19 protein-coding genes are annotated in these 23,245 nt (G+C 43.8%); 4 read left to right on the top strand and 15 right to left on the bottom strand.

Annotation, left to right across the window (positions count from 1 at the left end):
* Nucleotides 1-22: 22 nt before the first annotated feature.
* From purH to ABL924_RS07730, 13 genes are all read right to left on the bottom strand, one after another.
* Nucleotides 23-1,579: a bifunctional phosphoribosylaminoimidazolecarboxamide formyltransferase/IMP cyclohydrolase gene (gene purH, locus ABL924_RS07790; protein ID WP_349026515.1), complete on the bottom strand. Its 1,557-nt coding sequence runs from the start codon at nucleotides 1,577-1,579 to the stop codon at nucleotides 23-25.
* 63 nt (nucleotides 1,580-1,642) lie between these two features.
* Nucleotides 1,643-1,927, bottom strand: coding sequence for a helix-turn-helix domain-containing protein (locus ABL924_RS07785; RefSeq protein ID WP_349026514.1), 285 nt, complete (start codon nucleotides 1,925-1,927; stop codon nucleotides 1,643-1,645).
* 23 nt (nucleotides 1,928-1,950) lie between these two features.
* Nucleotides 1,951-2,913 (bottom strand): tRNA dihydrouridine synthase DusB, encoded by a 963-nt coding sequence (gene dusB, locus ABL924_RS07780; protein ID WP_349026513.1) that lies wholly within the window; start codon nucleotides 2,911-2,913, stop codon nucleotides 1,951-1,953.
* 17 nt (nucleotides 2,914-2,930) lie between these two features.
* Entirely contained in the window at nucleotides 2,931-3,467 is a 537-nt protein-coding gene (locus tag ABL924_RS07775) for a hypothetical protein (RefSeq protein ID WP_349026512.1), read from the bottom strand.
* Between the two features lie 4 nt (nucleotides 3,468-3,471).
* A complete protein-coding gene (locus tag ABL924_RS07770; RefSeq protein ID WP_349026511.1) occupies nucleotides 3,472-3,666 on the bottom strand; it encodes a heavy metal translocating P-type ATPase metal-binding domain-containing protein in 195 nt (64 codons plus the stop codon).
* 17 nt (nucleotides 3,667-3,683) lie between these two features.
* Nucleotides 3,684-4,880, bottom strand: a complete 1,197-nt coding sequence (locus ABL924_RS07765) for a class I SAM-dependent rRNA methyltransferase (RefSeq protein WP_349026510.1) — start codon at nucleotides 4,878-4,880, stop codon at nucleotides 3,684-3,686.
* Nucleotides 4,881-4,882: 2 nt separating this feature from the next.
* Entirely contained in the window at nucleotides 4,883-5,779 is an 897-nt protein-coding gene (locus ABL924_RS07760) for a zinc-ribbon and DUF3426 domain-containing protein (protein WP_349026509.1), read from the bottom strand.
* 5 nt (nucleotides 5,780-5,784) lie between these two features.
* Entirely contained in the window at nucleotides 5,785-6,669 is an 885-nt protein-coding gene (gene prmA, locus ABL924_RS07755) for a 50S ribosomal protein L11 methyltransferase (protein WP_349026508.1), read from the bottom strand.
* 64 nt (nucleotides 6,670-6,733) lie between these two features.
* Nucleotides 6,734-8,077: an acetyl-CoA carboxylase biotin carboxylase subunit gene (gene accC / locus ABL924_RS07750; RefSeq protein WP_349026507.1), complete on the bottom strand. Its 1,344-nt coding sequence runs from the start codon at nucleotides 8,075-8,077 to the stop codon at nucleotides 6,734-6,736.
* A 17-nt stretch (nucleotides 8,078-8,094) separates the two neighbouring features.
* Nucleotides 8,095-8,538 (bottom strand): acetyl-CoA carboxylase biotin carboxyl carrier protein, encoded by a 444-nt coding sequence (gene accB, locus ABL924_RS07745; RefSeq protein WP_349026506.1) that lies wholly within the window; start codon nucleotides 8,536-8,538, stop codon nucleotides 8,095-8,097.
* Nucleotides 8,528-8,986, bottom strand: a complete 459-nt coding sequence (gene aroQ / locus ABL924_RS07740; protein WP_349026505.1) for a type II 3-dehydroquinate dehydratase — start codon at nucleotides 8,984-8,986, stop codon at nucleotides 8,528-8,530. The genes accB and aroQ overlap by 11 nt, the downstream gene beginning before the upstream one ends.
* 216 nt (nucleotides 8,987-9,202) lie before the next feature.
* Nucleotides 9,203-12,826 carry a hypothetical protein gene (locus ABL924_RS07735; RefSeq protein ID WP_349026504.1) on the bottom strand — a complete coding sequence of 1,208 codons (3,624 nt, stop codon included), beginning with the start codon at nucleotides 12,824-12,826 and terminating at the stop codon, nucleotides 9,203-9,205.
* 107 nt (nucleotides 12,827-12,933) lie between these two features.
* On the bottom strand, nucleotides 12,934-15,312 hold the full coding sequence (locus tag ABL924_RS07730; protein WP_349026503.1) for a hypothetical protein: 2,379 nt from the start codon (nucleotides 15,310-15,312) through the stop codon (nucleotides 12,934-12,936).
* 655 nt (nucleotides 15,313-15,967) lie between these two features.
* On the opposite strand from ABL924_RS07730, the gene ABL924_RS07725 reads away from it, so the two are divergent.
* Nucleotides 15,968-18,475: a glycogen/starch/alpha-glucan phosphorylase gene (locus ABL924_RS07725; protein ID WP_349026502.1), complete on the top strand. Its 2,508-nt coding sequence runs from the start codon at nucleotides 15,968-15,970 to the stop codon at nucleotides 18,473-18,475.
* Between the two features lie 131 nt (nucleotides 18,476-18,606).
* Here the strand turns inward: ABL924_RS07725 and ABL924_RS07720 are convergent, their stop codons facing one another.
* Complete coding sequence (locus ABL924_RS07720) at nucleotides 18,607-19,164, bottom strand: Smr/MutS family protein (RefSeq protein ID WP_349026501.1); 558 nt, start codon at nucleotides 19,162-19,164, stop codon at nucleotides 18,607-18,609.
* A 75-nt stretch (nucleotides 19,165-19,239) separates the two neighbouring features.
* Between ABL924_RS07720 and surE the strand changes: the two genes are divergently transcribed.
* The 3 genes from surE to ABL924_RS07705 are packed head-to-tail and all read left to right on the top strand — an operon-like array spanning nucleotide 19,240 to nucleotide 20,998.
* A complete protein-coding gene (gene surE / locus ABL924_RS07715; RefSeq protein WP_349026500.1) occupies nucleotides 19,240-20,001 on the top strand; it encodes a 5'/3'-nucleotidase SurE in 762 nt (253 codons plus the stop codon).
* Nucleotides 19,998-20,657 carry a protein-L-isoaspartate(D-aspartate) O-methyltransferase gene (locus tag ABL924_RS07710; RefSeq protein ID WP_349026499.1) on the top strand — a complete coding sequence of 220 codons (660 nt, stop codon included), beginning with the start codon at nucleotides 19,998-20,000 and terminating at the stop codon, nucleotides 20,655-20,657. Before surE ends, ABL924_RS07710 begins: the two co-directional genes overlap by 4 nt.
* A gap of 38 nt (nucleotides 20,658-20,695) precedes the next feature.
* Entirely contained in the window at nucleotides 20,696-20,998 is a 303-nt protein-coding gene (locus tag ABL924_RS07705; RefSeq protein ID WP_349026530.1) for a VTT domain-containing protein, read from the top strand.
* Between the two features lie 258 nt (nucleotides 20,999-21,256).
* Here the strand turns inward: ABL924_RS07705 and ABL924_RS07700 are convergent, their stop codons facing one another.
* Nucleotides 21,257-22,927, bottom strand: a complete 1,671-nt coding sequence (locus ABL924_RS07700) for a phosphoethanolamine--lipid A transferase (protein WP_349026498.1) — start codon at nucleotides 22,925-22,927, stop codon at nucleotides 21,257-21,259.
* Nucleotides 22,928-23,245 lie beyond the last annotated feature (318 nt).

The following is a 23,245-nucleotide window of genomic DNA, read 5'->3' as shown; positions in this document are numbered from 1 at the left end:
TACCCCTACAATGCTCACACCATTAATGCCTAAAGTGTCGCATTCCGGTAAACACCATAGCGATATTATGCTCGTTGGCGGCAGCAATCACTTCTTTATCACGAACAGAACCGCCGGGTTGAATAATTGCGGTGATTCCTGCTTCGGCGGCTGCATCTATGCCATCCCTAAACGGGAAAAATGCGTCAGAAGCCATAACGGAACCCGCTACGTTCAGACCTTCATCAGCGGCTTTGATGCCAGCTATTTTAGCGGAATACACCCGGCTCATCTGCCCTGCCCCTACCCCAATAGTTTGGCTATTTTTGGCATATACGATAGCATTGGATTTGACAAATTTGGCGACTTTCCATGCAAATAACATATCTCTTAGCTCCCGTTCAGTTGGCGTTCTTAGAGTAACCACCTTCAAATCAGGACTGCTGACCTCACCAGAATCTTTCTCTTGCACCAGTAACCCACCGCTAACTTTTTTCAGATCTAACGCTGTAGTGTTACCGTAAGCGAATGCACCGCATTGTAGAACGCGGATGTTTGATTTTTCTCCCAGAACGGTTTGCGCAGCATGGCTGAATGAGGGAGCAATAATAACTTCAACGAACTGCCGCTGAATAATCTCAGCCGCAGTTTCTTTGTCCACTTCTCGATTAAAAGCGATGATGCCACCAAAAGCGGAAGTAGGATCGGTGGCATAAGCCCTGTCATAAGCATCTAAAATGTTATCAGCTTCTGCGACACCGCAAGGATTGGCATGTTTAACAATCACACAGGCTGGCTGGTTAGCGAATGATTTAACACACTCCAAGGCAGCATCAGCATCGGCAATATTATTATAGGACAGCTCTTTCCCTTGAAGCTGTCTGACCGAACCGATAGTCCCCCAAGCTGGATCGAGTTCACTATAAAAGGCGGCTTTTTGATGCGGATTTTCACCATAGCGCATGGTTAAGCTAAGGTAAAACTGTAAATTAAGCGTTTCAGGGAACTCCATCCCATTGATTTCGCTCAAATATGAAGCAATGGCGGTATCATAACGCGCGGTGTACTGAAAACATTTCAAAGCCAACACAAATCGGGTTTGCATTGAAAGTCCATAATGGGTTTTCAATTCCATAATTGTCTTGGCATAATCCGAAGGATGGACGATAACGCCTACATCAGCATAATTCTTAGCAGCAGCGCGTATCATAGTAGGTCCACCAATATCGATATTCTCAATAGCTGTCTCCAAATCACAAACAGGCTTAGCAATAGCCTGTTCGAATGGATACAAGTTAACCACCACCAAGTCTATCGGCTGGATGGCGTTTTCTGTCATTACCTCATCATCTATGCCACGCCTACCCAGTATCCCACCATGAATTTTGGGATGTAATGTTTTTACCCGCCCATCCATCATTTCAGGAAAACCCGTGTAGTCGGCAACTTCGGTCACCTGGATGTTGTTTTCGGCAAGAATTTTTGCGGTGCCTCCTGTCGATAAGATTTCCACTCCTAATAAACTGAGTTCACGGCAGAAATCAACAATGCCTGTCTTATCGGAAACACTGACAAGTGCGCGGGATATTTTTTTGTTCATGTAAGTTGATTTGAAAAGGCTGGGTAAAGCAGAGGAAAATTTCCAGGGACTTATGTTTATAAGTTAGGAAAGGCCGTAAAAATCCATTTTCTTGCGTAAAGTGCTGCGGCTTAACCCTAATGCTTTCGCTGCTTTACTTTGATTGTAGCCAGAGTGTTCCAGTGCCGCTTGTAAGAGGGGTTTTTCAACCTCACCCATCACCATAGCGTGCAAATCCACTACATCATGACCATTTAACTGCTCCAGATAACGCGAAACCGTCTGTTTGACATGAACACACAAAGGCGTACACAAAACTAAATCATCGTTTGCATCGATAAGTTCATTGCTTTCCACGAATGTATCCATAGTTTGCAGCACTATCGTTATTATTATTGGGTAAATGCTGACTGTATCAGCACCATTTGTTGGTTCGGTTGAGCGGCTTGGTTGATCTTGCTTCTAATGTCCTGACCAATGAAATCCAGGTGTTTGAAATACCAACTGATATGTTTCCGAGCTATTCTAACACCAGTTACATCGCCGTAGAAACTGTAAAGTTTTTCAAGATGCCCAGTCAATATCGCATAAATTTCGGTAACCGTGGGTTTTTGAATAACTTTTCCAGAATTAATAAAATTTTCAATTTCTTTGAACAACCACGGATTACCTTGCGCTGCTCGGCCGATCATAAGCGCGTCAGCACCGGTTACATTTAGTACAAATTGGGCTTTTTCGGCAGAATCTATATCGCCATTGGCAATAACGGGAATACTTACCATTTGCTTGACCTGCTTGATGGTCTCGTACTCAGCCTGACCTTCAAACTTACAGGCGCGGGTTCGTCCGTGAACGGTCAAGGCGGCAATGCCGGAAGCTTGTGCAATTTGGGCGATGGCTACCGCATTACGGCTTTCAGTATCCCATCCCGTGCGGATTTTCAACGTGACCGGAACATCTACCGCACTAACCACTGCATCGAGAATTTTTTTCACTAAATCTGCATCGCGTAGTAAGGCCGAACCTGCGGCCACCGCGCAAACTTTTTTGGCAGGGCAGCCCATATTGATGTCAATGATTTGAGCGCCGCGTTGGACGTTGTAAATCGCAGCATCGGCCATATGCTTAGGATCAGTGCCGACAATCTGCACGGAACGCAAGCCTGTTTCACCGTCATGGTCTGCTTTCAGCAACGTCTTTTTATTGTCCCGTAATGCCGGATTGGAAGCCACCATTTCGGAAACCGCCAAGCCTGCACCAAAGTGTTTGCAAATCCCCCTGAATGGGCGGTCACTGATACCTGCCATTGGGGCTAATATCAGCTTATTCGGTAATTGATAAGACCCGATTTGCATGATTTGCTAATAAGAAATTACTTAGCTTCTTTATCGGTATCTTCATTCCAAATCGGGTTATCCCGATCTTCTGATTCTAACTTAACAACATCTTCTTGATAAATATGCCAAAACGATTTGTCGATCTTGGCATTGCTGTAGCCTTCTTTTTTCTCATGGGCAAACGGACACCACCAGTTTTCGACCAGTTTGACCAAATAAGCATGCCACTCAAACACGGCAACGCTAACGGGGCAATACCAAGTGCAATTCAGTATCCAATACAACTTATATTGCGAAAGGCTAAACCCGAAACTGGGTTCCATCGTAATTTGGTTTTTCATGTTGTAGCGATGGCTTTCCTTAGCAGGAAGGTAATCCGTAAATTTTTTGACATTCTTAGCGCCGACCATCCACAAATGGAAATAAGTCATATACGCGCTGGCGAATATAAATGGCAATGTAACTATCGGTGCATACACAAAAAACAAGCCAATTGTTCTACGCCACACAGGCATCTGATTATGGTTTTTGCCTATTTCAACGCGGTTAGAACAGCTATCACATGCTTTCATTGACTTAATTTTCCTCTTTATTAATATTGGTTTTATGGATGTCGGATGATGGTCGGTTCATGTAAATTAACTGATAAATACTTTGGCAACCTGCACAGCAAAACGACAGCAACCCCCTTTCTCCCTTCAGGGTAAAGCCTTTTATTTCCACGGGTAAGCGGCAAAGATCGCAGTTTTTAGCGTATTTTAACGTGGTCACAAAGATGCCTCAAGGATTTATAAGCTGGCTGAGACGGTGCAAAAAAAGGTTTTCAAATAGGCCGTTTCCGGTATCGCAGGATCAATCGGGTGATCGCCGCCCTGCCCTCCACAAGCAAAAAACGTCAGATGGCGGTCAATATGCCGCCCTGATGAACGCAATATTTCATGGAGGTTTTCAGCGCTCAAATGATAAGAGCAGGATGCAGAAATCAGAACACCATTTTTGGCTAACACTTGCAGCGCAAGCTGGTTTAAGCGTCGATAGGCTTCATAACCTTGCTTGAAATCTTTTTTGCGTTTAATCAACGCCGGTGGATCAAGCACTATTATGTCATAGAGTTGTCCATCTTGACGCGCTTGTTTGAGAAAATCAAAGACATCACTGCGGACGAATTGCATTTTATTTTCAACAGCATTGAGTGCAGCATTTTCTGCCGCCAGTGCCAATGCACCTTCTGAGGCATCGACACAGACGACCTCCGTAGCACCGCCCAAAGCGGCAGGAATACCCCATGCTCCCGTGTAAGAAAACAAATCCAATACGCGCTGGTTTGTTGCCATTGTTGCCAATAACGCCCGACTGGCCCGGTGGTCATAAAACCAGCCAGTTTTTTGTCCACCCAAAATATCTATTTTGAACTTCGCACCGTTTTCTTCGATTATCAAAGGCTCTGGAAGCTCGCCGTGAGCAACAAAGGATTCCAAGTCCAAGCCTTCCAGTTGCCGTTGGCTGTTGTCGTTTTTCAGGACGATTGCCGTAGGAGAAAATAATTCAATCAGCGCGGCAATTAAGCTATCCTTCCTGAGTTCGATACCTGCGGTTGTGATTTGCACGGATAACACTGAGCCAAACCGGTCTATCACCAAACCCGGCAAGCCATCGCTTTCGCCATAAACCAGCCGATAATACGGCTTACTGAACAGCTTTTCACGTAATGCTAACGCATTGGTTAGTCGTTCCTTAAAAAAATTGACCCCGCATTTGAGGTTGCCTTTTCTCGATAACAATCTGGCACAAATCAAACTTTGTGGATTGAAGTAAGCCGTCCCCATCACCTTACCTTCATCCGTCTTCACCTGGACTAAATCGCCAGCAGCAAACTGTTCCAGTGGAGAACGTTTTGTATCAATTTCGTTACTAAAAACCCATAAGTGACCTTGGCGCAAACGCTTATCTTCGTGCTTCTTTAAAAAAATTTCGTCATGTGCCATGGTTAATAGATAAGGTCAAAGTTATAGCCCCCGATGGGGGTTTTCGGCGCAGCAATAGTTAAGCTAACTGCCACTGTTGCATCAGGGGCAATAGCCAAATGTTTACCCGCACCGGAGATATGGTCTTTCGGGTCAAAGATCCGTTGCGCAAATATTTGTTCGTTGTAATCGAGCAAGGTCAGTTTAATATTGGGTAAGCGTTGCTTGAAAGATGCCTGATTATTAATGACTGCTTTAAACGTAATGGTGTTATCGCTATTAGCGGCAAAAGAACCTTGCAGCACAGCAAATTCATCAAGATTTTGGTAATCTGCTAAATGACAGCCTAGCCACCGACACAGTTTTTCCAAAGCGGGACGGTAGGAAACATTTTGACTCAACTTACTGCTCTCGAAATAAAGTAATTGTCCAAGCAAAAATATTGATCCAACAATAACGCCCATAAACCATTGGATGTTAGCTGGTTTTTTTTCAGCCTCCCAAGGTAATCGCTCTGGTGTAGGCTCGGGTATCGTAGGGCTGCTGTTAGTGAAACTGATTTTACTAACAATGCTGCTAATGCCCTGAATATTCCCTTCGACGGGGTTCTTCTGAGCTTGATCGAAAGTTTCAGGAGTACTTTGTCGAACTAACAGCGGGGGCAATTTGCTCAGGGTTTCCGTAATGGAATGCTGCTTGATTTGGGATTTTCTTTTCGGGCTGGGAGTTTGATTAAAGTCCGCTTTCGGTATGTATTCGGCTTTCGCTTCCGTGACTAATGCGGTTGATTTTTCATCCAATAATGTCAAGGCATTAAACTTTTTTTTGCAATCGCTACAAAATATCTGTGCTTTTTTCCCACGCAACTGCTTTTTCGTAATCGGAAAAGTTTTTCGGCAATCAGGACATTGGGTAAACATATGAATTATTGCTTGATGCCTGTCAATCTTACCCAATCCTCCTGTTGCACAGGTTTATTTAGCGGCAAAAAAGAATGGTAAGCGTCAATGACAGAATCTGCCTGTTCAGCAAGAATACCTGATAAGACGAGTTGACCTTTTGAAACCACCAAATCTGTTATCAATCCGACCATTTCAATCAACGGTTTCGCCAGGATATTGGCTAAAACTACATCAGCCTTTGTGTCAGCAAGCGAAAACTGTTCCGGCAGACAGCACACAATTTTGTCCTGCACATTGTTTTTTGCAGCATTACTTTCTGTCGCTGTTATCGCTTGTGGGTCTATATCCACAGCGTAAGCACGTTCTGCACCCAACAATAATGCGGCAATAGCTAATATACCTGAGCCACAACCATAATCGACCACGGTTTTGCCTTTTAGATCATGGCTCGCCAGCCACTCCAAACATAACGCCGTAGTGGGATGCGTTCCAGTACCAAAAGCCAGCCCTGGATCGAGAATCAAACATACTGTATTGTCTTCCTGCTGTTCCTGCCCAGTTGGACAAACCCAGAGTTTATCGGCAAATTTCATCGGCCGATAATGCTCCATCCAGGCACGTTCCCAGGCTTGATCTTCGATCACTTCAAACTCCCAATACTTCAGGGAATCTTGTTGAAAATGCTTAAGCGTTTGGCTTCTTATCTGTGCTGGATCAGCAGTTAATTCGTACAACGCAATAACCCGCGTGTTCGTCCATATTTTAGTTTCACCAATTGCCGGTTCGTAAACCGGTTCGTCCTCAGCATCCATGTAAGTGACCGATACCGCACCAAGATCGCTGAAATAATCGGCGACTTTGGGTGCGGTATCTTCGTTGGTGATGACTGATATTTGATGCCAAGCCATAAGCTATCTAAAATAAAAAAACAGGGGTCTTGACGGTATTCTATGGTTTTACGAAGCATTAAAATCAGGTTATACCCAATTTCTTTTCCAAATAATGAATATTTTGCCCACCTGCCGCAAAGGCGCTGTCATTCATAATATCCTGTTGCAGCGGGATGTTGGTTTTAATGCCGTCGATGATAATTTCACTGAGTGCAGTGTTCATCCGTGCAATGGCACTTTTGCGATCTTCACCATGCGCTATCAACTTACCTATCATGGAATCATAATACGGCGGCACTTTGTAGCCATTGTAAATATGCGTTTCACAGCGTATACCAGGGCCGCCGGGCATGTGGAATTGATCTATAGTGCCAGGGCAAGGCATGAAAGTCCGTGGGTCTTCCGCATTCAAACGGCACTCGATGGCATGTCCAGTAAGTCGGACTTGATCTTGGGTAATTGATAATGGCAAACCAGCGGCAATGCGGAACTGTTCTTTAACAATATCAAAACCGGTAATCATTTCGGTAACCGGATGTTCTACTTGCACGCGGGTATTCATCTCAATAAAGAAGAACTGACCTTTTTCATATAAGAACTCAAAAGTTCCCGCGCCCAGATAACCAATATCAACACATGCCTTGGCGCAACGTTCACCAATAAGCTTGCGTTGTTCTTCAGTAATGCCTGGCGCGGGAGCTTCTTCCACCACTTTTTGGTGGCGGCGCTGCATGGAACAATCGCGCTCGCCCAGATGAATCGCATTACCGTGTGAATCCGCCATCACTTGGAATTCGATGTGGCGTGGATCTTCCAGAAATTTTTCCATGTACACTGTGCTATTGTTAAACGCGGTTCCCGCTTCCGCCTTGGTCATGGCGATGGCATTTATTAGCGCAGCTTCGGTGTGAACCGTACGCATTCCTCGACCACCACCGCCACCCGCTGCTTTGATGATGACCGGATAACCGATTTCATGTGCCAGCTTAAGGTTTTTCTTGGCGTTATCACCGAGCGGATCGTTATTGCCCGGCACACAAGGAATGCCTGCTGCCAACATGGCATTTTTGGCAGAAATTTTGTCGCCCATCAACCGTATCGTATCGGCATTGGGGCCGATAAACACGAAGCCACTTTGTTTTACCTTTTCGGAAAAATCGGCATTTTCCGATAAAAATCCATAACCTGGATGAATGGCTTCCGCGTCCGTTACTTCCGCTGCACTGATAATAGCGGGAATGTTCAGGTAACTGTCGATGGATGCCGCAGGGCCTATGCAAACGGATTCATCCGCCAAGCGAACGTGCTTTAAATCCCGGTCAGCTTCGGAGTGAACGGCAACAACTTTAATTCCCAATTCCCTACAGGCACGCAAAATGCGTAGGGCTATTTCGCCACGATTGGCGATAACTATCTTATCGAACATGATTTCCCGTCCAGATGTTATTCAATGATGAATAAGGGTTGACCATATTCGACAGGCTCAGCATTTTCCACCAAAATCTTGGTGACCGTGCCGCTCTTGTCCGCTTCGATCTGGTTAAGAATCTTCATGGCTTCGATAATGCACAAGGTATCGCCCTGCTTGACCGAATGGCCGACTTCAACAAAGTGCTTTGTCCCAGGGGAGGCAGAACGATAAAACGTCCCGACCATCGGTGATTTAACGATATGTCCCGAAATTGTTTCTTCTGCTACGGGTGCTATTGACAAAGCTGCAATTTGACTTGCTTGCGTTGGTAAGTGGGCAGGTGCATAAGCAACTGATGCCGGTGCGGCGGAATAACGGCTGATACGAATAGCTTCTTCACCTTCCTTAATTTCCAACTCGGCTATGCCAGATTCCTCTAAAAGTTCGATCAATTTTTTTATTTTTCTAATGTCCATGGTTTTTCTCTTGCTTGATATTTTGATGAGCTGCCTGTAACGCCAGCTCATATCCGATTGCACCCAGTCCGCAAATAACGCCAACTGCTATATCCGAAAGATAAGAGTGGTGCCTGAACGGTTCGCGGGCATGTACGTTTGACAGGTGAACTTCAATAAAAGGTATTCGGGTTGCCAATAAGGCATCGCGTATGGCAATACTGGTGTGGGTAAATGCCGCCGGATTGATGATAATGAAATCAACTTGGGCGTGGTAGGCTTGATGTATTAGGCCTACGATTTCATGTTCGGCGTTATTTTGATGGAAGTGTAGCTGATGATTTAATTCTGCTGCCATTTGGCCCAGGCTTTGCCTGATGTCGGTTAATGTTTTATTGCCATAAAGAGCAGGCTCGCGCAGACCTAATAAATTGAGGTTGGGGCCGTTTAATACGGTGATTGTCGCCATTGACCACACGGTTGTTGGGTTAAGATGAATTTTAGCGGCTAATTGTGCCTAAGTTCACGGATATTGTCCAGAAATGAGCGCATTTTTGGATAAATTCACTTATCTAAGTAGTACCACTTGGTACGCTCAGTGACGTATGTAAATCTTAGCTTATGATAAATCAGGCATTTTATTTTTCACCAAAATAGAGTTCGATTATTGTGCAGCTTCATTCTTCTAGTTTGCCTTCTTCAAGGCGATTCTTGTCAATTTAGAGCCCGCCATTTGCATGGCATGATTGCGGTGAATTTGGTTGTCGTTGAAATCGTCATAAAGATAGTACATTTTATCAATCGCTTCATAATAACCTCTGCCCATGTGGCACATCTCCTGACTTTGTACAAGTAAGCGCCGATATTCGGCAGTTAAATTAAAGTCTTCAATCTCAGACAAGTTATTAACCAAAGATTTTTTGTCTTCGCCCTTTAAATTCCTAGTAAATTCATAAAGGTATAAGCTAAGCCCAGATTGCATAGGCGTAAAGTGCAGCGGGTGGTCGTATTTTTCGTTAATGTGGTAAAGCTCTTGTAACCAGGCGTGGGTATTTTCTACAGCAGCCTTGTCTTTCAATAAATAACCGCGAACCAAACAAGCATCCGTCAGCACTTTAAGCGCGTTTAGTTGATTTAAAACGGGGTAACGGTGGCGCTGCAAAGAGTAAATTAATTTTTTTTCAAAAAACTCATACCAATTATGTTGTGATGCTTTAGTGCCATATAATTCTCCATTAAACTTCCAAAAATGATCATGCTTTACATGCCAAAATACTTTGCCGTTATCACCAGTCCACTTTAGTAAAATTTTTGCTAAATCCTCAAGAACCCATCGTATTTTTATATTTTCTTTCAAACATTCCTTGCATTGAAATAAGCTCAAAGATAATCCAATAGAGCATAGGGATGTTAACGCAGAACTTGGAATTGTATCGCCTATTAAGTAAGGCTTATCATCTGCCGTTGCATTAGAGGTGGGATTACTGGAACGTAGCGCACGAAACAAATTGAAAATATACTCTTCATACCAAATTATTTTTTCCATGACCACTTCAATGAAGGAAAGAACTTGAAAATGATCTTTTGGCTGTTTTTCTGGATCTGTAGTGACGAAATCGTACCAATACCAGTTTAAATACTGTGCAACTATTTCGGCAGTGTGCATTGCTTCGCGTGCTGCGGACTCCAAATATCCAGCGCGTAACAGATAGAAAGAACTGGCGAATGCGAGATCGAGAGCTAAGTTGAGTTTTTGCTGATCATCCTTCAAATAATCAAATTTACATGGTAACTCGATGTCAACGAGGGTTCGGGTCATCCAATCCAAAACACAAATATTTTCTACTTTTCTGGTTGAATCAAAAAAATACTCATCTATTTCATGTAAGAGTTCAATCACCTTGCGATCAAAATTCTTACCCTTCTTCTTGGAGGTGGTGGTGGGTAGTTTAAATAACTTTATAGGGTCAATTTCTGCAAGAATGCTTTCCGAAAGATCACCAAGGCACTCAGCCACGCTAAAACTGTAATCCGTAGGGTATTGGTTTATAAGGAATGCTTCTTGTGAATTTTCGGCTACATTGACATCACTAAACTTGGTCTTTACACCTTTCCTGAAATAGAGGGAAAGTTGTGTTGCGCTTTTTGAATAATAGTCTCTAGCACGAGCAACATAAGTCTTTTCAATGAGTAACTTATCCTCATTCTCTTTAGTTTCTTCATGAGTTATAGCTAGCCCCTTATAAAAACACAATGCCCCAATCTTTTTATACCACTGCGCTCGAATATACCCCAGAAACTCAGGTTTAACTTTTTTCAAGATTTTTCCGTAGTTTTTTATCCCTTCATCAAGCACGAAGTGCGAGTTTCCGCTGGTATATGAATCTTTTTCCAATAACCAAGCGTAGGCAAACAAGGGTTCGAACAGAAGTCCGAGATACTCTAAAACAAAGGCGTGATCTTTTTGGCTTGCGGAATCCCTAGATGACTCAGAGTCGGAACCCACATGGTTCTCTAAAGCAAATGCGTGGATCATGCTCTCAGCAAAGGTGATGTAACGTTCGTACCGTATTAGCGCATCTTTGTAATTGTGCTGCCGTTCGTAAGTCATTACGATTTGCAGAAACCACCGGAGTGTAATAGGCCCCCATTGCTGCAATGCCAACAACGCTTCGCGTCCGGCAGGTTTATTGGTGTAAATGGCTTGTATTGCCGACATTTCATCATCACCCTTGCCCACGCGTTCACCCACATGCTCTTTTATCATGGGAAGCCGGACATTGATGCAACGCCGGTAATATTGCCGTGCCGTTTCATACTCTTGGTAAAACTCGTGCAATTCTCCCAACATACTCAAAATATCGGTTTTGTTACGATTGTCACCTGAATCCAATTGGCCTTCGAGATGGCTGCGTAAGGTTTGTGCTTCGTCCAGGGTGAAGTTGAACGCGGCCATTTCCTCTTCGGAATGGCGGGACAAATACTCAACTTCATTGGCGAAATAACTGCGGAATCGGTACGTGTACATACCATTTATGATACGGTGTAAATAGCGATCGGTATAATGCTCCACCAACTCATGTAACAGTGTCCGTAAGTCATGCCCACGGTGCATATGTACCAGCTCGTCAATTAATTCCAAACTGTCCCAAGAAAATGCCCGAGCATGGAACTTAAATAAAAAATCGGACAAATAAATTAATGACACGATAGTTTTGTCATCCCGACCCCTAATTTTTTCTTCAAAGCCTTTGCATAACTGCCGATAAATCCGCGCAATTAACTGGATACGCATAACTTTATGGTCGGGCAAGTAAAGCACGTCCTGGCAATTAAAGCCCTCATCCCGTGCGACTTTATTTTCGATAGCGCGGTCGGCACTCATCACAAAGCTGGCGAGCAATTCATTTAAATACTTGGGGTTGCCCGCGCTACGGTAAGCTAAAAACTGGATAAACGCTTCGAGTCGGCCTTTCTGGAAAGTTGAGTTGATATTGTCTTCATTTAAATAGTGGCCGTTATCGGTATTGCGAATCGTTAGGGTATGTATCGGTGTCTTTGCGTTCTCCCAATTTTCTTTCTTTTTCACACCAGAGTTTCCCTCAGCAGCATCTAACATCTTACTTTTGAGATTACGATATGAAACTTGAATAAACCCACGCGATCGATCATCCCATTCCGGCAAACCAATAATCGGCATCCAAACCCGCTTAATCCAGTGTTCAAAACGGATACGCGCTAAATAATATTGCCAGACAAAGAATTCCTCTATGCGTGCGTCTAAAGGATGGATTCCGGGAGATGTTTTTTGTTTGGCATCTTTGGCATTAGGGATATACCAGTCGATACCGGCATCTGTAAGTAAAGACGGAAGATAGATTTCATCTGAAAAAATACTGGTCAGCAAGGGTTGGCGCCGCGCACTATCCGCTAGCCAGTCGTCATGTAATAGCCTGCCGCCCAGGAAAATATAGCGCGCTTCTGAGGAGGTAATAATTCGCTTCATATTTGACAACAAACCCTTCATCAGGTTGAGCCGGTGCACCTCACTGTCATTATTGTCGGGATCGCCTTTTTGTTGTTGCGTGTTGATGTCGTTTGCCAACTTATCAAGTTCGTCAAAAACAAAGGTGATTTCGATAGTTGGCGAACTTATCTGTGATTGTAAGGGCTTAAAATAATAGGGGCTGGAATGGCAAATTTTTTCCAGCACATTCATAAATTGCAACTCTACTAAGCGCGGATCGAGTTTTTCCCGTTCTAAGCTTTTCTCATCCCCCGAAGAACCGGAGGAAAAACGGAAGTCCATTTTTAAATCTCGTCTACTTGTCGTCTTGGTAGTTGAGGTTAAGGCATGGAGTAACTCATCAATTTTTTCGAGATTCGCAGCAAAGGGAATTAACTCAAAAGCTCGATTTATCCGTCTAAACAAATAAAAAACCAAGACAAACAGTAAGAAATGATAGACATAAAAGTGCATTTCCCTTTTTTAGCGCAACCCTCTCCAGAATTATAGCAAGCGTCTAAATAAGAGGGTCTCGTATCGAACAATACATCTAGGACTTCTGCATTAGGCACATCGTTTTTTTCCAAATGAATGGGAATCAATTCGAAATAGATAAACGGTAGGATTTTTTCTGCATAAACGCCTCCTAGCTCACAAAGCAATCTGGGCACTTTGGGTAAGTTGTCGTAAATTTCATCTGAATTTACTTGTCTTCCTCCATTTGAATCACTAGAACGACCCTGTTTATAAGTTTTGTAACAGAATTTTGTTTCGAGAAGAATACGCTTCTGATCGTCTATTTTTTCTCCTGCGGTTTCTGATTGCTTTGAACTATCCAGAACCGTATTCGCTTTAGTACTGGCTTGTTGTTCTGGTTTAAAAAAATGGGCGGACAAATAATTAACCAACATCATCGCCAATAATAATCCGAAGCAATACCGCACCAAAACCCGCGGACTCCGCAGCGACACAAACTTCTCGTAATACTGACCACGAATATCGAGCAACATTGCGTGAATGACGCTGCGGTGATCAAGCTCCTCAAAACCTAAGTTAATTGTGCTAACTAGCGTAGTCAGATGCAAGTGCTTAAAATAACCAAGAAACGTTAATGCATCTAAATCCCGATGGCGTTCCCGAATGTTTGCTTGATGAAGCATATATCTTTGCACTTCATTACGAGCATCTTTTCTCGCCTGCTCACCTGTAGATGTTATCTTTACAAACTCATGCTCTCCAGGATCGAAGTCATCATAATAGCCAGGCCGCTGGCTTACATTCATTGACTTATCTCGTCCCCATTTTTGCCCTGGGCGGATTACCCATTCATATTCAATCCAGAATATGAATGCGGTGATGACGACAATTAAAGCGATATAAGCTAATTCATGTTTAGCATTGAGAAGTTGTGGACGATAATTCGACAAAAAAATATTATCCTTAGGATTATGGCGCTCGAGAGGCGGATCAATAACGCTACAAAAAGGACGCGGAAAATAGCTGACACTTGTCGAAGACGATTGCCATTGACAATAACTTTCACTTGGGAGGTTTGTAAGCGCAAGCAGTGGGTGCAAAGCATATAAGCTCAGCAGAATAAAAAACCCCGCCTTTAGAGATAGGATTGCGGTGGAATATAAATGACGTTTACGGTATCCAGTGTCTTTATTCTGGTCTTCCCGTTTTCGGGAGAAAATTCCGACAATAATCGTATACAAAACGCTTACAATCAAAAGTAAACTCCACTCTGATTCGCCATAAATTTCGAGCTTATCTCCTGTATCAGAGCCATTTAGCCAAATGCTCACACTGTACGTTACCAGCAGTAAGAGGGGGCTTAAAAACACGATGCCTAAACTAAAAAACCAACATCCGCTTTTTTTTAAGACAGATGAAATCTGAAGTTTCCCGATATGCTTTGGTTTCCGAAACAGACTAATACTTCGATTGACTAGCGCTAGCGCCATTAGTACGGAAGCTACAAAAAGATTACTGAAAAAAAGAACGGCTTCGCTGCCATTGGGATAATTCAGTCGAATAATCGGCTCAAAAAAGAAAGTGAGAATGCCGATCATTCCGCCGAGAAAAGGTAGGACAATACCTCCTAACCTTTGATTTTTACAACGCATAATTTCTATATCGAACAATTCACCAGCAAAGTATGTCGCCGCTAGAGCAACAAGTAATCGGCTTAAGGTAATAACAGGGGATCCGGTATCTGGTGGTATAAACATGAACACGGCAACAAAGCCGAAAACAAGAAAATACCCTAAACTCTTAACTGATACATCTGGTTTAATTTTAAGTAAAACAGAGATCATTTTAAGGGCATGCTGCAAGGGGTAGCTCAAGTAAAAAACGAGTATTGCAATGGGTAACCAAAAAAGATAACTCCCTTTGTTAACGGCATTGTCTAGTAGGATTTTTAATAACCAACTACCTGTGATAAAGATTGCCGCACAGATGACGCTAATAACCGTTAACCAGAGCCACGCCGATAAGGTTCGACCAATATCACTACGCCAATAGCGTTCTATCCTGGCTTCTTCGTATTCTTTTAAGCAGTAATTGACAAAGCTGGTCTTGCCCATGCCACGTCGGCCAGTGACGAGAATGGCCTTGCGGGTGCCAGCATTGGTGAGAAAGTCGATAAGTTTGGCGCGTGCGCCCTCACGCCCAACCATCGACTCGTTACAAGGAAATATGTCATCCGAACCCGTTTCGAACTTGCCGAATGGAATAGCGGAGCGCTGACTGCTGAAATTGGTTTCGCGGTTTGATGTTCCCATTTTTATCTTTCTTATTTAGGTGAGAAAACGTAACTGTGTAGCCAAGCAGTAGGCAAAACAATCTGTATTGCTGTTAGAAAACTTTGATTATTAGGTTCGATAATTTTTGAAACCGTTCGGGTTAAGCTTGTCGAAGCCTTGCGGCTTTTCAACAAACTCAAGGCAAATGGTATTCGTGCCTCATAAAGCTGAACCAATAATCTAGGACAAGTGAATACCACATTTTTGGTTAACTAAAAAGCTATTTTATTAAACTATCATTATTTATCATGCAATTATGGGTATCTCTAAAAATTCAAAAAGCTCCTTCTCCCTTCGGGAGGAGGTTGGGATGAGGGTTTTAAAATCAAGCATTTACAACCCTCACCCTAGCCCTCTCCCAGAGGGGGAGGGGATTTTTAGAGATTCCCTTATGCTATTAGAAACTTATTTGGAGACTCTCTTTTACCGTGTAAAAGGGACCTTCTCCCTCAAGGGAGGAGAAGATACTTGTGTAGATACTTATGCCCATGGTGAGAAGGGACTATTAGAGACTCCCTAGGCTCGTTCAGAATCATTGCAATGTGTTAAATCATGACCTGTATTTTGCTCATAGCCATTTTCTTTAATCGCCAATGCGGGTAGTATTATCACAACACTACCTTCTGGAAAAAACATGCCCCACAGAAATTTCAAAAAAAGTAACCCTAGCTCAACTATTTGCAATCTCCCAGACTTAGGAATGGAGGAACAGCACTTGATGGCTGATTTTCAACGCTATTACGGTCACAGACTGGGTCGGGATGAAAATTGCAAATCCTTACATTACGCTTACGAAGCACTATCGTTAGCGATTAGCGACCGCTTGGTCGAACGTTGGAAAAAAACTTATAACTCCTATAAAGAACAAGATTGTAAACGCGCCAATTACCTTTCCATGGAATTCCTGATGGGCCGTACGCTGAGTAACGCTATGATTAACCTTGGGATTACGGATGTTGCTGTAAAAGCAATGTATGACCTGGGGCTTGAAATGGAAGAGCTTATCGACAGCGAATTCGATGCGGGTCTGGGTAATGGCGGCTTAGGCCGTCTCGCCGCGTGCTTTATTGATAGTTGTGCCACCTTGCAGTTGCCTGTTACCGGTTACGGCTTACGTTATGAATACGGTATGTTTTCACAGCTCATCATCAATGGCGAACAAGTAGAAAAGCCCGATCATTGGCTGCGGAACGGCAATATCTGGGAAATCGAACGCTTTGAATACAAACAAACCATTAAATTTGGTGGCCATACTGAAACGCATATTGATGAACGTGGCCAAAAACGGGTTTGTTGGGTTGATACCCATGACGTACTGGCAGTGCCTTACGACACGCCTATTCCCGGATACCAAAACGGTACGGTCAACACCTTGCGTTTATGGAAAGCCATGGCGACCGAAGAGTTTAATTTGCAGGAATTTAATGAGGGCGATTATGCTGAGGCTGTCGCAGCCAAAAACAGTGCTGAAAACATCACGATGGTGTTGTATCCCAACGATGCCAGCGAAAACGGTAAGGTTTTACGCTTAAAGCAGCAATACCTATTAGCATCTGCAAGCTTACAAGATGTGCTTTCAATCTGGGTTGGGCGGCATGGCAATGACTTTACCGATTTCGCCGCAAAAAACTGCTTTCAGCTTAACGACACACATCCTAGTATTTCGGTAGCCGAACTGATGCGCCTGCTCATGGATATACATGGACTGGATTGGGATCAAGCATGGGCAATCACCCGAAACACCATGGCTTATACCAACCACACCCTATTGCCGGAGGCACTGGAGCGTTGGTCGGTAAATCTATTCAAGCAACTATTACCCCGGTTAATAGAGATCATTTTTGACATAAACACCCGCTTCCTCGCCGAAGTTTCTGCCCATTGGCCCGGCGACAAAGACCGTCTGGCTCGAATGTCATTGATTGAAGAAGGCTCGGAACAACAAGTCCGGATGGCATATCTGGCGATAGTCGGCAGCTATTCGGTTAACGGCGTTGCCGAACTGCATTCAAAGCTATTGCAACAAGGCTTGTTCCACGATTTCTACCAGCTTTGGCCGCAAAAATTCAATAACAAAACCAATGGTGTCACCCCCAGACGCTGGCTGGCCTCGTGTAACCCCAAACTGGCAAGTTTAATTACTGAAACCATCGGCGATGGCTGGCTGACCGATTTATCTTTGTTGAAAAACCTTGCGCCTTATGCTGACAATAAAACCTTCCGTAAGCGTTGGCAGCAAATTAAGCAAAGCGCAAAACAAAAGCTGGTTGAACTTAAGAAACAGGAACACGATATTGACCTGGATGTTAACGCCTTGTTTGATATTCAGGTCAAACGCATCCATGAATACAAGCGCCAACTGCTGAATGTACTGCATGTCATCCATCTTTACGACCGCATTAAGCGCGGCGACACCGAAAACTGGACGAATCGTTGTGTGTTGATCGGCGGCAAGGCCGCGCCAGGTTATTTCATGGCGAAAAGAATCATCAAATTAATCAATAACGTTGGCAACGTCATTAATCAAGACCCTGATGTTGGCAACAAGCTTAAATTGATTTTTCTGCCTAATTACCGCGTTTCAGCCATGGAAATCATCTGCCCAGGCGCTGACCTTTCAGAGCAAATTTCAACTGCCGGGAAAGAAGCCTCCGGTACCGGAAACATGAAATTCATGATGAATGGTGCACTTACAATCGGTACGCTGGATGGCGCTAATATCGAGATTCGTGAAGAAGTGGGGGACGAGAATTTCTTCCTGTTTGGTTTGACCGAAGAACAGGTTGAAGCCAGCCGAAACCATTACGATCCGGCAGCAATAATTGAGCAAGATGAAGACCTTAAGCGCGTGATGAACCTGCTCGAATGGGCGCATTTTAACCAGTTTGAGCCTGGTATTTTTGATGCCTTGATTGGATCAATGAAAAGCCCACACGACCCCTGGCTAACCATCGCCGATTTCCGCAGTTTTATAGATGCACAAAAACGCGTCGAAGCGGCTTATCAGGACACCGAACGTTGGACTAGAATGAGTATCCTCAACTGCGCCGCCAGTGGTAAATTCTCCACTGACCGGACGATCACTGAATACAACAATGAGATTTGGAAGCTAACGCCAGTTAAGGTTGATGGCTGCCAGTAATACGCCATGTTGTTTCCTGATTAGCAAGCAGCTGAGCATTGGAATCAATGCTGAGTTCATAGCCAAGGATGGGTTCAATGGGGCAAGTAAAAATCACATCCAAGCGTTGAGTTTGATTATTGCACACCCATCTAGTAGTATTTACCTAGGTGTTCTCTGGATATTTTCAACAACACATAAACAGCACCAGCACCTCCTAGTCTCTGAGGTGCAGAGCAGAAAGCTTGTACGTCTTTATGCAGCCTAAGCCAGCGGTTGATGTGATTCTTTAAGATTGGATGGGGATCAGAAGAGCGATAGCCTTTACCGTGGATGATATGGACACAACGATAACTGTACTCTGTGCTAACATGCAAAAAGTCCAGTAGCTGTTGTTTTGCAGCATTGCTATTTAGCCCGTGTAAATCAATTTCTGCTTGTACGCCAAAAAATCCCTTACGTAATTTTGCGAGAACGCTGTTTTGTATGCCTGGTGCAGTATAACTCAGGGTCTCTTCATGACTTACGTTGTCGATGTCTGAATTTACAGTGCTGAGCCAATCTTCTTTCAGATCATAAGGTTGTGGCTTTGGATAAGGTTTTGGCTGGTCTGGCTGTAATTCGATTTTGTCGCTTTTAACTGCGCGTACGTTCCCTACAGATTGCCGAAACAAGTCACTATCTTTTGGCGTGATGGTTTTTTTTGTCACGAAAGCTGGTTTTGTTGTTCAAAATTGATACCATTGTTGGATTTTATAGCGTAATTCGCAGCAAGGCGATGATTAATGTACATTTTGTTAAGTAATGATGATGGATATTTGGCTGAGGGACTTTTAGCGTTAGCAAACGCATTAAGCCAACATGCTGAAATATCAGTGGTTGCTCCCGATAGAAACCGTAGCGCGGCAAGTAATTCGCTGACTTTAGAAATGCCGTTACGGGCTTCTCTGGGGGAGAATGGATTTGTCAAGGTCGATGGTACACCTACGGATTGTGTGCATCTGGCAATAACAGGGTTGTTAGAGAAAGAACCCGACATGGTCTTTGCTGGCATCAATCATGGCGGTAATCTGGGTGATGATGTACTGTATTCTGGTACGGTCGCTGCCGCGACGGAAGGGCGGTTTTTGGGTTTGCCTGCGGTTGCCATTTCTTTGGCAGGAAACAGTGGCGAAGTGATTCACTTTGAAACAGCCGCCCATGTTGCGGTCACTTTATTAAAACAATTGATCGACAAACCCTTGCCAAAAGACACTATTCTTAACGTCAATGTGCCAGATATTGCCATCAAGGACTTGAAAGGTTATCAGGCCACACGGCTTGGGCAACGGCATAAATCAGAACCGGTTATTACGGGCAAAGATCCTCGCGGACGACTTATTTATTGGGTAGGGCCACCGGGTGCAGAACAGGATGCCGGGGCAGGGACTGATTTTTATGCCATTAGCACAGGTCATGTGTCGGTAACTCCGCTTCAATTAGATTTAACGTGGTACAGTCGTATCGAGGAACTAAGTACCTGGTTGCCTAAGGAGCATATGCTATGACCCAAAGCCTGCAAGGGATAGGCATGACTTCGCAGAGAACCCGTGACCGCATGGTTAACCGTTTAATCGAGCAAGGCATACGCAACAAAAAAGTATTAGATGTAATGCGAAACACGCCCCGGCATATCTTTGTTGACGAAGCCTTAGCGAGCAGGGCTTATGAAGACACCGCCTTACCTATCGGGCATAATCAGACCATTTCCCAACCTTATATTGTTGCCAGAATGACTGAGCTTTTGCTAAAAGCGGGGCACTTGTCGAAAGTACTTGAGATAGGAACGGGTTGTGGTTACCAAACCGCCATCCTCGCGCAATTGGCGGATCACGTTTATTCCGTAGAGCGGATTCTACCCTTACAGCGCAAAGCCAAGGGCTATCTTTGGGATATGAAGATTAAAAACGTCAGCTTTATCCATAATGACGGCGGTTGGGGCTGGCCTGAATATGCGCCATTTGACGGTATCTTGGTCAGCGCGGCACCGCCTGAAATCCCCGAAACGTTATTGCAACAAATGGCAATGGGTGGTGTGATGGTGATTCCAATTGGTGAGGGCGGCAGACAAACACTACAACAAGTCATACGCTCTGAAAAGGGTTATGAGGCTGAAGACATCGAAGCAGTGAGCTTTGTGCCTTTTTTATCAGGACGAGAATAAAATGTTGATTAAAAACGTCGAGTTATTGGAGCAATTGACTGCTAGCTAAAGGCTGGTTTGAAGAATATGGCTTTTGGGCAGTTTTTGTGGCCGGATTCCCCCCTATCCCTTACAAAGTCTTTACCATTGCTGCAGGTGCCTTGCATATGGTGTTTCCACCTTTTGTGCTGACATCAATAATAGGTCGTTGCGGACAGTTTTTTCTGGTGGCTATGCTACTTACCGCTGGCGGCGAAAAACTTGAAATCAAGTTGCACGAATATATGGATAGGTTAGGCTGGGCGACTGTGGCATTGGTGGTGATTGGAATAGGGGTTTATAAGTTTACTGCACATGTCTAAAGCTCGTTTAGACGAACTTCTAAGAATTCAAAAAACACCTTCTCCCATCGAGAGATGGGTTGGAATGAGCTGATTTAAAAAGCAAAAAGCCTTATTGGAATACTCTCCCAGAGCAAAGCTATTGATGCCGAAATAAAACTGATTGATAAATTATAAAAGTCAGCGACATACAAGTAATGCAGTTGCCTGTGCACTACCGATGCAATTGGGCGTACAAGTAGATGAAAGTTAGCGGTGCGCTTTGTTCATCGCTGATTTTTAGTCCTTCATTACCTGCTGTAACGGCGCATTGACGGATTGGTGGCACTTTGAAAAAATATCAATATCTGCTTCATAAGCGCTGGTTTTAATATCCAACATGCCTAAAACAGAATGGAATAAATTATCATGGGAATAAGCGGCGTTGCGCTGCTGCTTTATACATTCGCTATCAAGGCCGAAGCTGTCGCTAAAGCCTTTGGACAACCACATTATAAACGGGATGTGTTTTTGCTCTTCCGGCGCAAACGAATACGGTAAGCCGTGTAGATAAATGCCGTTTTCTCCCAAGGATTCACCGTGGTCGGATATATATAACATGGCAGCATTATATTTATCGGTATTATTTTTCAATAAGTTAATGACTTCCGCCAGAAAATAATCGGTATAGAGAATGGTATTGTCATAAGCGTTAACAATATCAGCCTGCGGACAGTCTTGTACCTGATCGTTGGTACACTCTGGTGTAAAAGCCTTGAAGCTATCGGGATGACGTTTGTAATACGCAGGACCATGGCTACCTTTTTGATGCAGGACAATAACCGCATTATTAGTAAGCTTATCGAAATAGCTTTGCAAGCCCTGCAACATCACCTCATCAAAACATTCACCGCCAGCACATAGATCTGGTATTTTGAGGATTTCTGTGTTTTCCGTCGTAACTCTTTGGCATACGCCTTTGCAACCGGAATTATTATCTTTCCACAAAACACTAATACCTGCATGAGCTAATACATCCAGCAAATTCTCGTTTTGTTTGGCACCGGAATCGCTAAAACGGCTCCGTTTGAGATTAGAGAACATGCAAGGCAAGGATGCAGCTGTCGCCGTTCCACAAGAGTGGGTATTGGGGAAATTGATGATGTCTTCTTTGCTTAAGCGGGGGTTTGTTGCACGGTTGTAACCATTCAAAGCAAAATTTTCCGCCCTCGCCGTCTCGCCCACTACAAGCACGACGATAGATTTTTTACCACGCGATTGCCAAGTTTTGCTCTCCTTAGCATCGATCCCCAAGGCTTTGACTTGAATAGCTTCCGTCTGCATTGAACCTTTTAGGTACTTAACAAAGGAATAAACCGGATAATTGGGGTTTATCAAATATCGCAAGCTGTGGTTATTTCGGAGGACAAATGAAAAGTCTTTGTAATAGGTGAAAATCGTTCCGCCTAACAGTACAGCGGCAAGCCCTATGATTAGTAGTCGACGTAAAATTTCCGACAACAAAGGCTGGTATTGGATTTCGGTACGATAAACCCAAATAGCGGGCAATATGCCCAGAAAGAAAACATGCAAAAATAGCTTTAGGTTAAATAATTCGGTCGCTTCTTTAAGGTCTGTTTGCATTAAGTTCTGGATCATGGACGCGTCAATCACAACGCCATAGGTGTCCATAAAAAAACTGACCACCGCAGCCACAACCAGTATCAGCATTAATAAAGGCTTAAATAAAGGCTTAATACTGGCCAATAATGATAACAGCAAGAAAAACAGCAGCGTCAAACTGACGTAGATTGCGGTCTCGAACGGGAGATTGCCATGTCCTGACTTATTGATCGCAGCCAATGCCGCTTTGAAAAAAGCGCTGTTCTGGACGACTGTAAGATACAGGGCACTGACCAGAGCCAAGATAGAGACAGTTAACTTTGGCTTGAAAAAATTCTGAATAATCACACTTTAAAGTTATTTGTAACCTAAAAACAATCTTTGAATACTAGTCGTCATCCAATGGGTAGCCTAAAAACCACTCGAATAAACAGCTAGCGCTGCCCATTATATTATTATACCCACCCTGACAGCGTAATTTTTGAAAACACACAACAGATTCTGTACAACGCGCTACGTCAGAACATGAGATGCCTATTTATGCCTCAAAGTTCCCACGCTCTGCTTGGTGAAATGGTTTAATTAAACAGGACACTTCTAGAGGCAGATTTATAATGTCATTAGAGGTGACCATGAATATGAATAACATTCAAACGAAACGACCAA

Source organism: Methyloglobulus sp. (genome assembly GCF_040079455.1).
Classification (GTDB): Bacteria; Pseudomonadota; Gammaproteobacteria; order Methylococcales; family Methylomonadaceae; genus Methyloglobulus.
The sequence above is the reverse complement of the archived record's forward strand: the minus strand, read 5'-3'. Positions and strand labels throughout refer to the sequence as shown.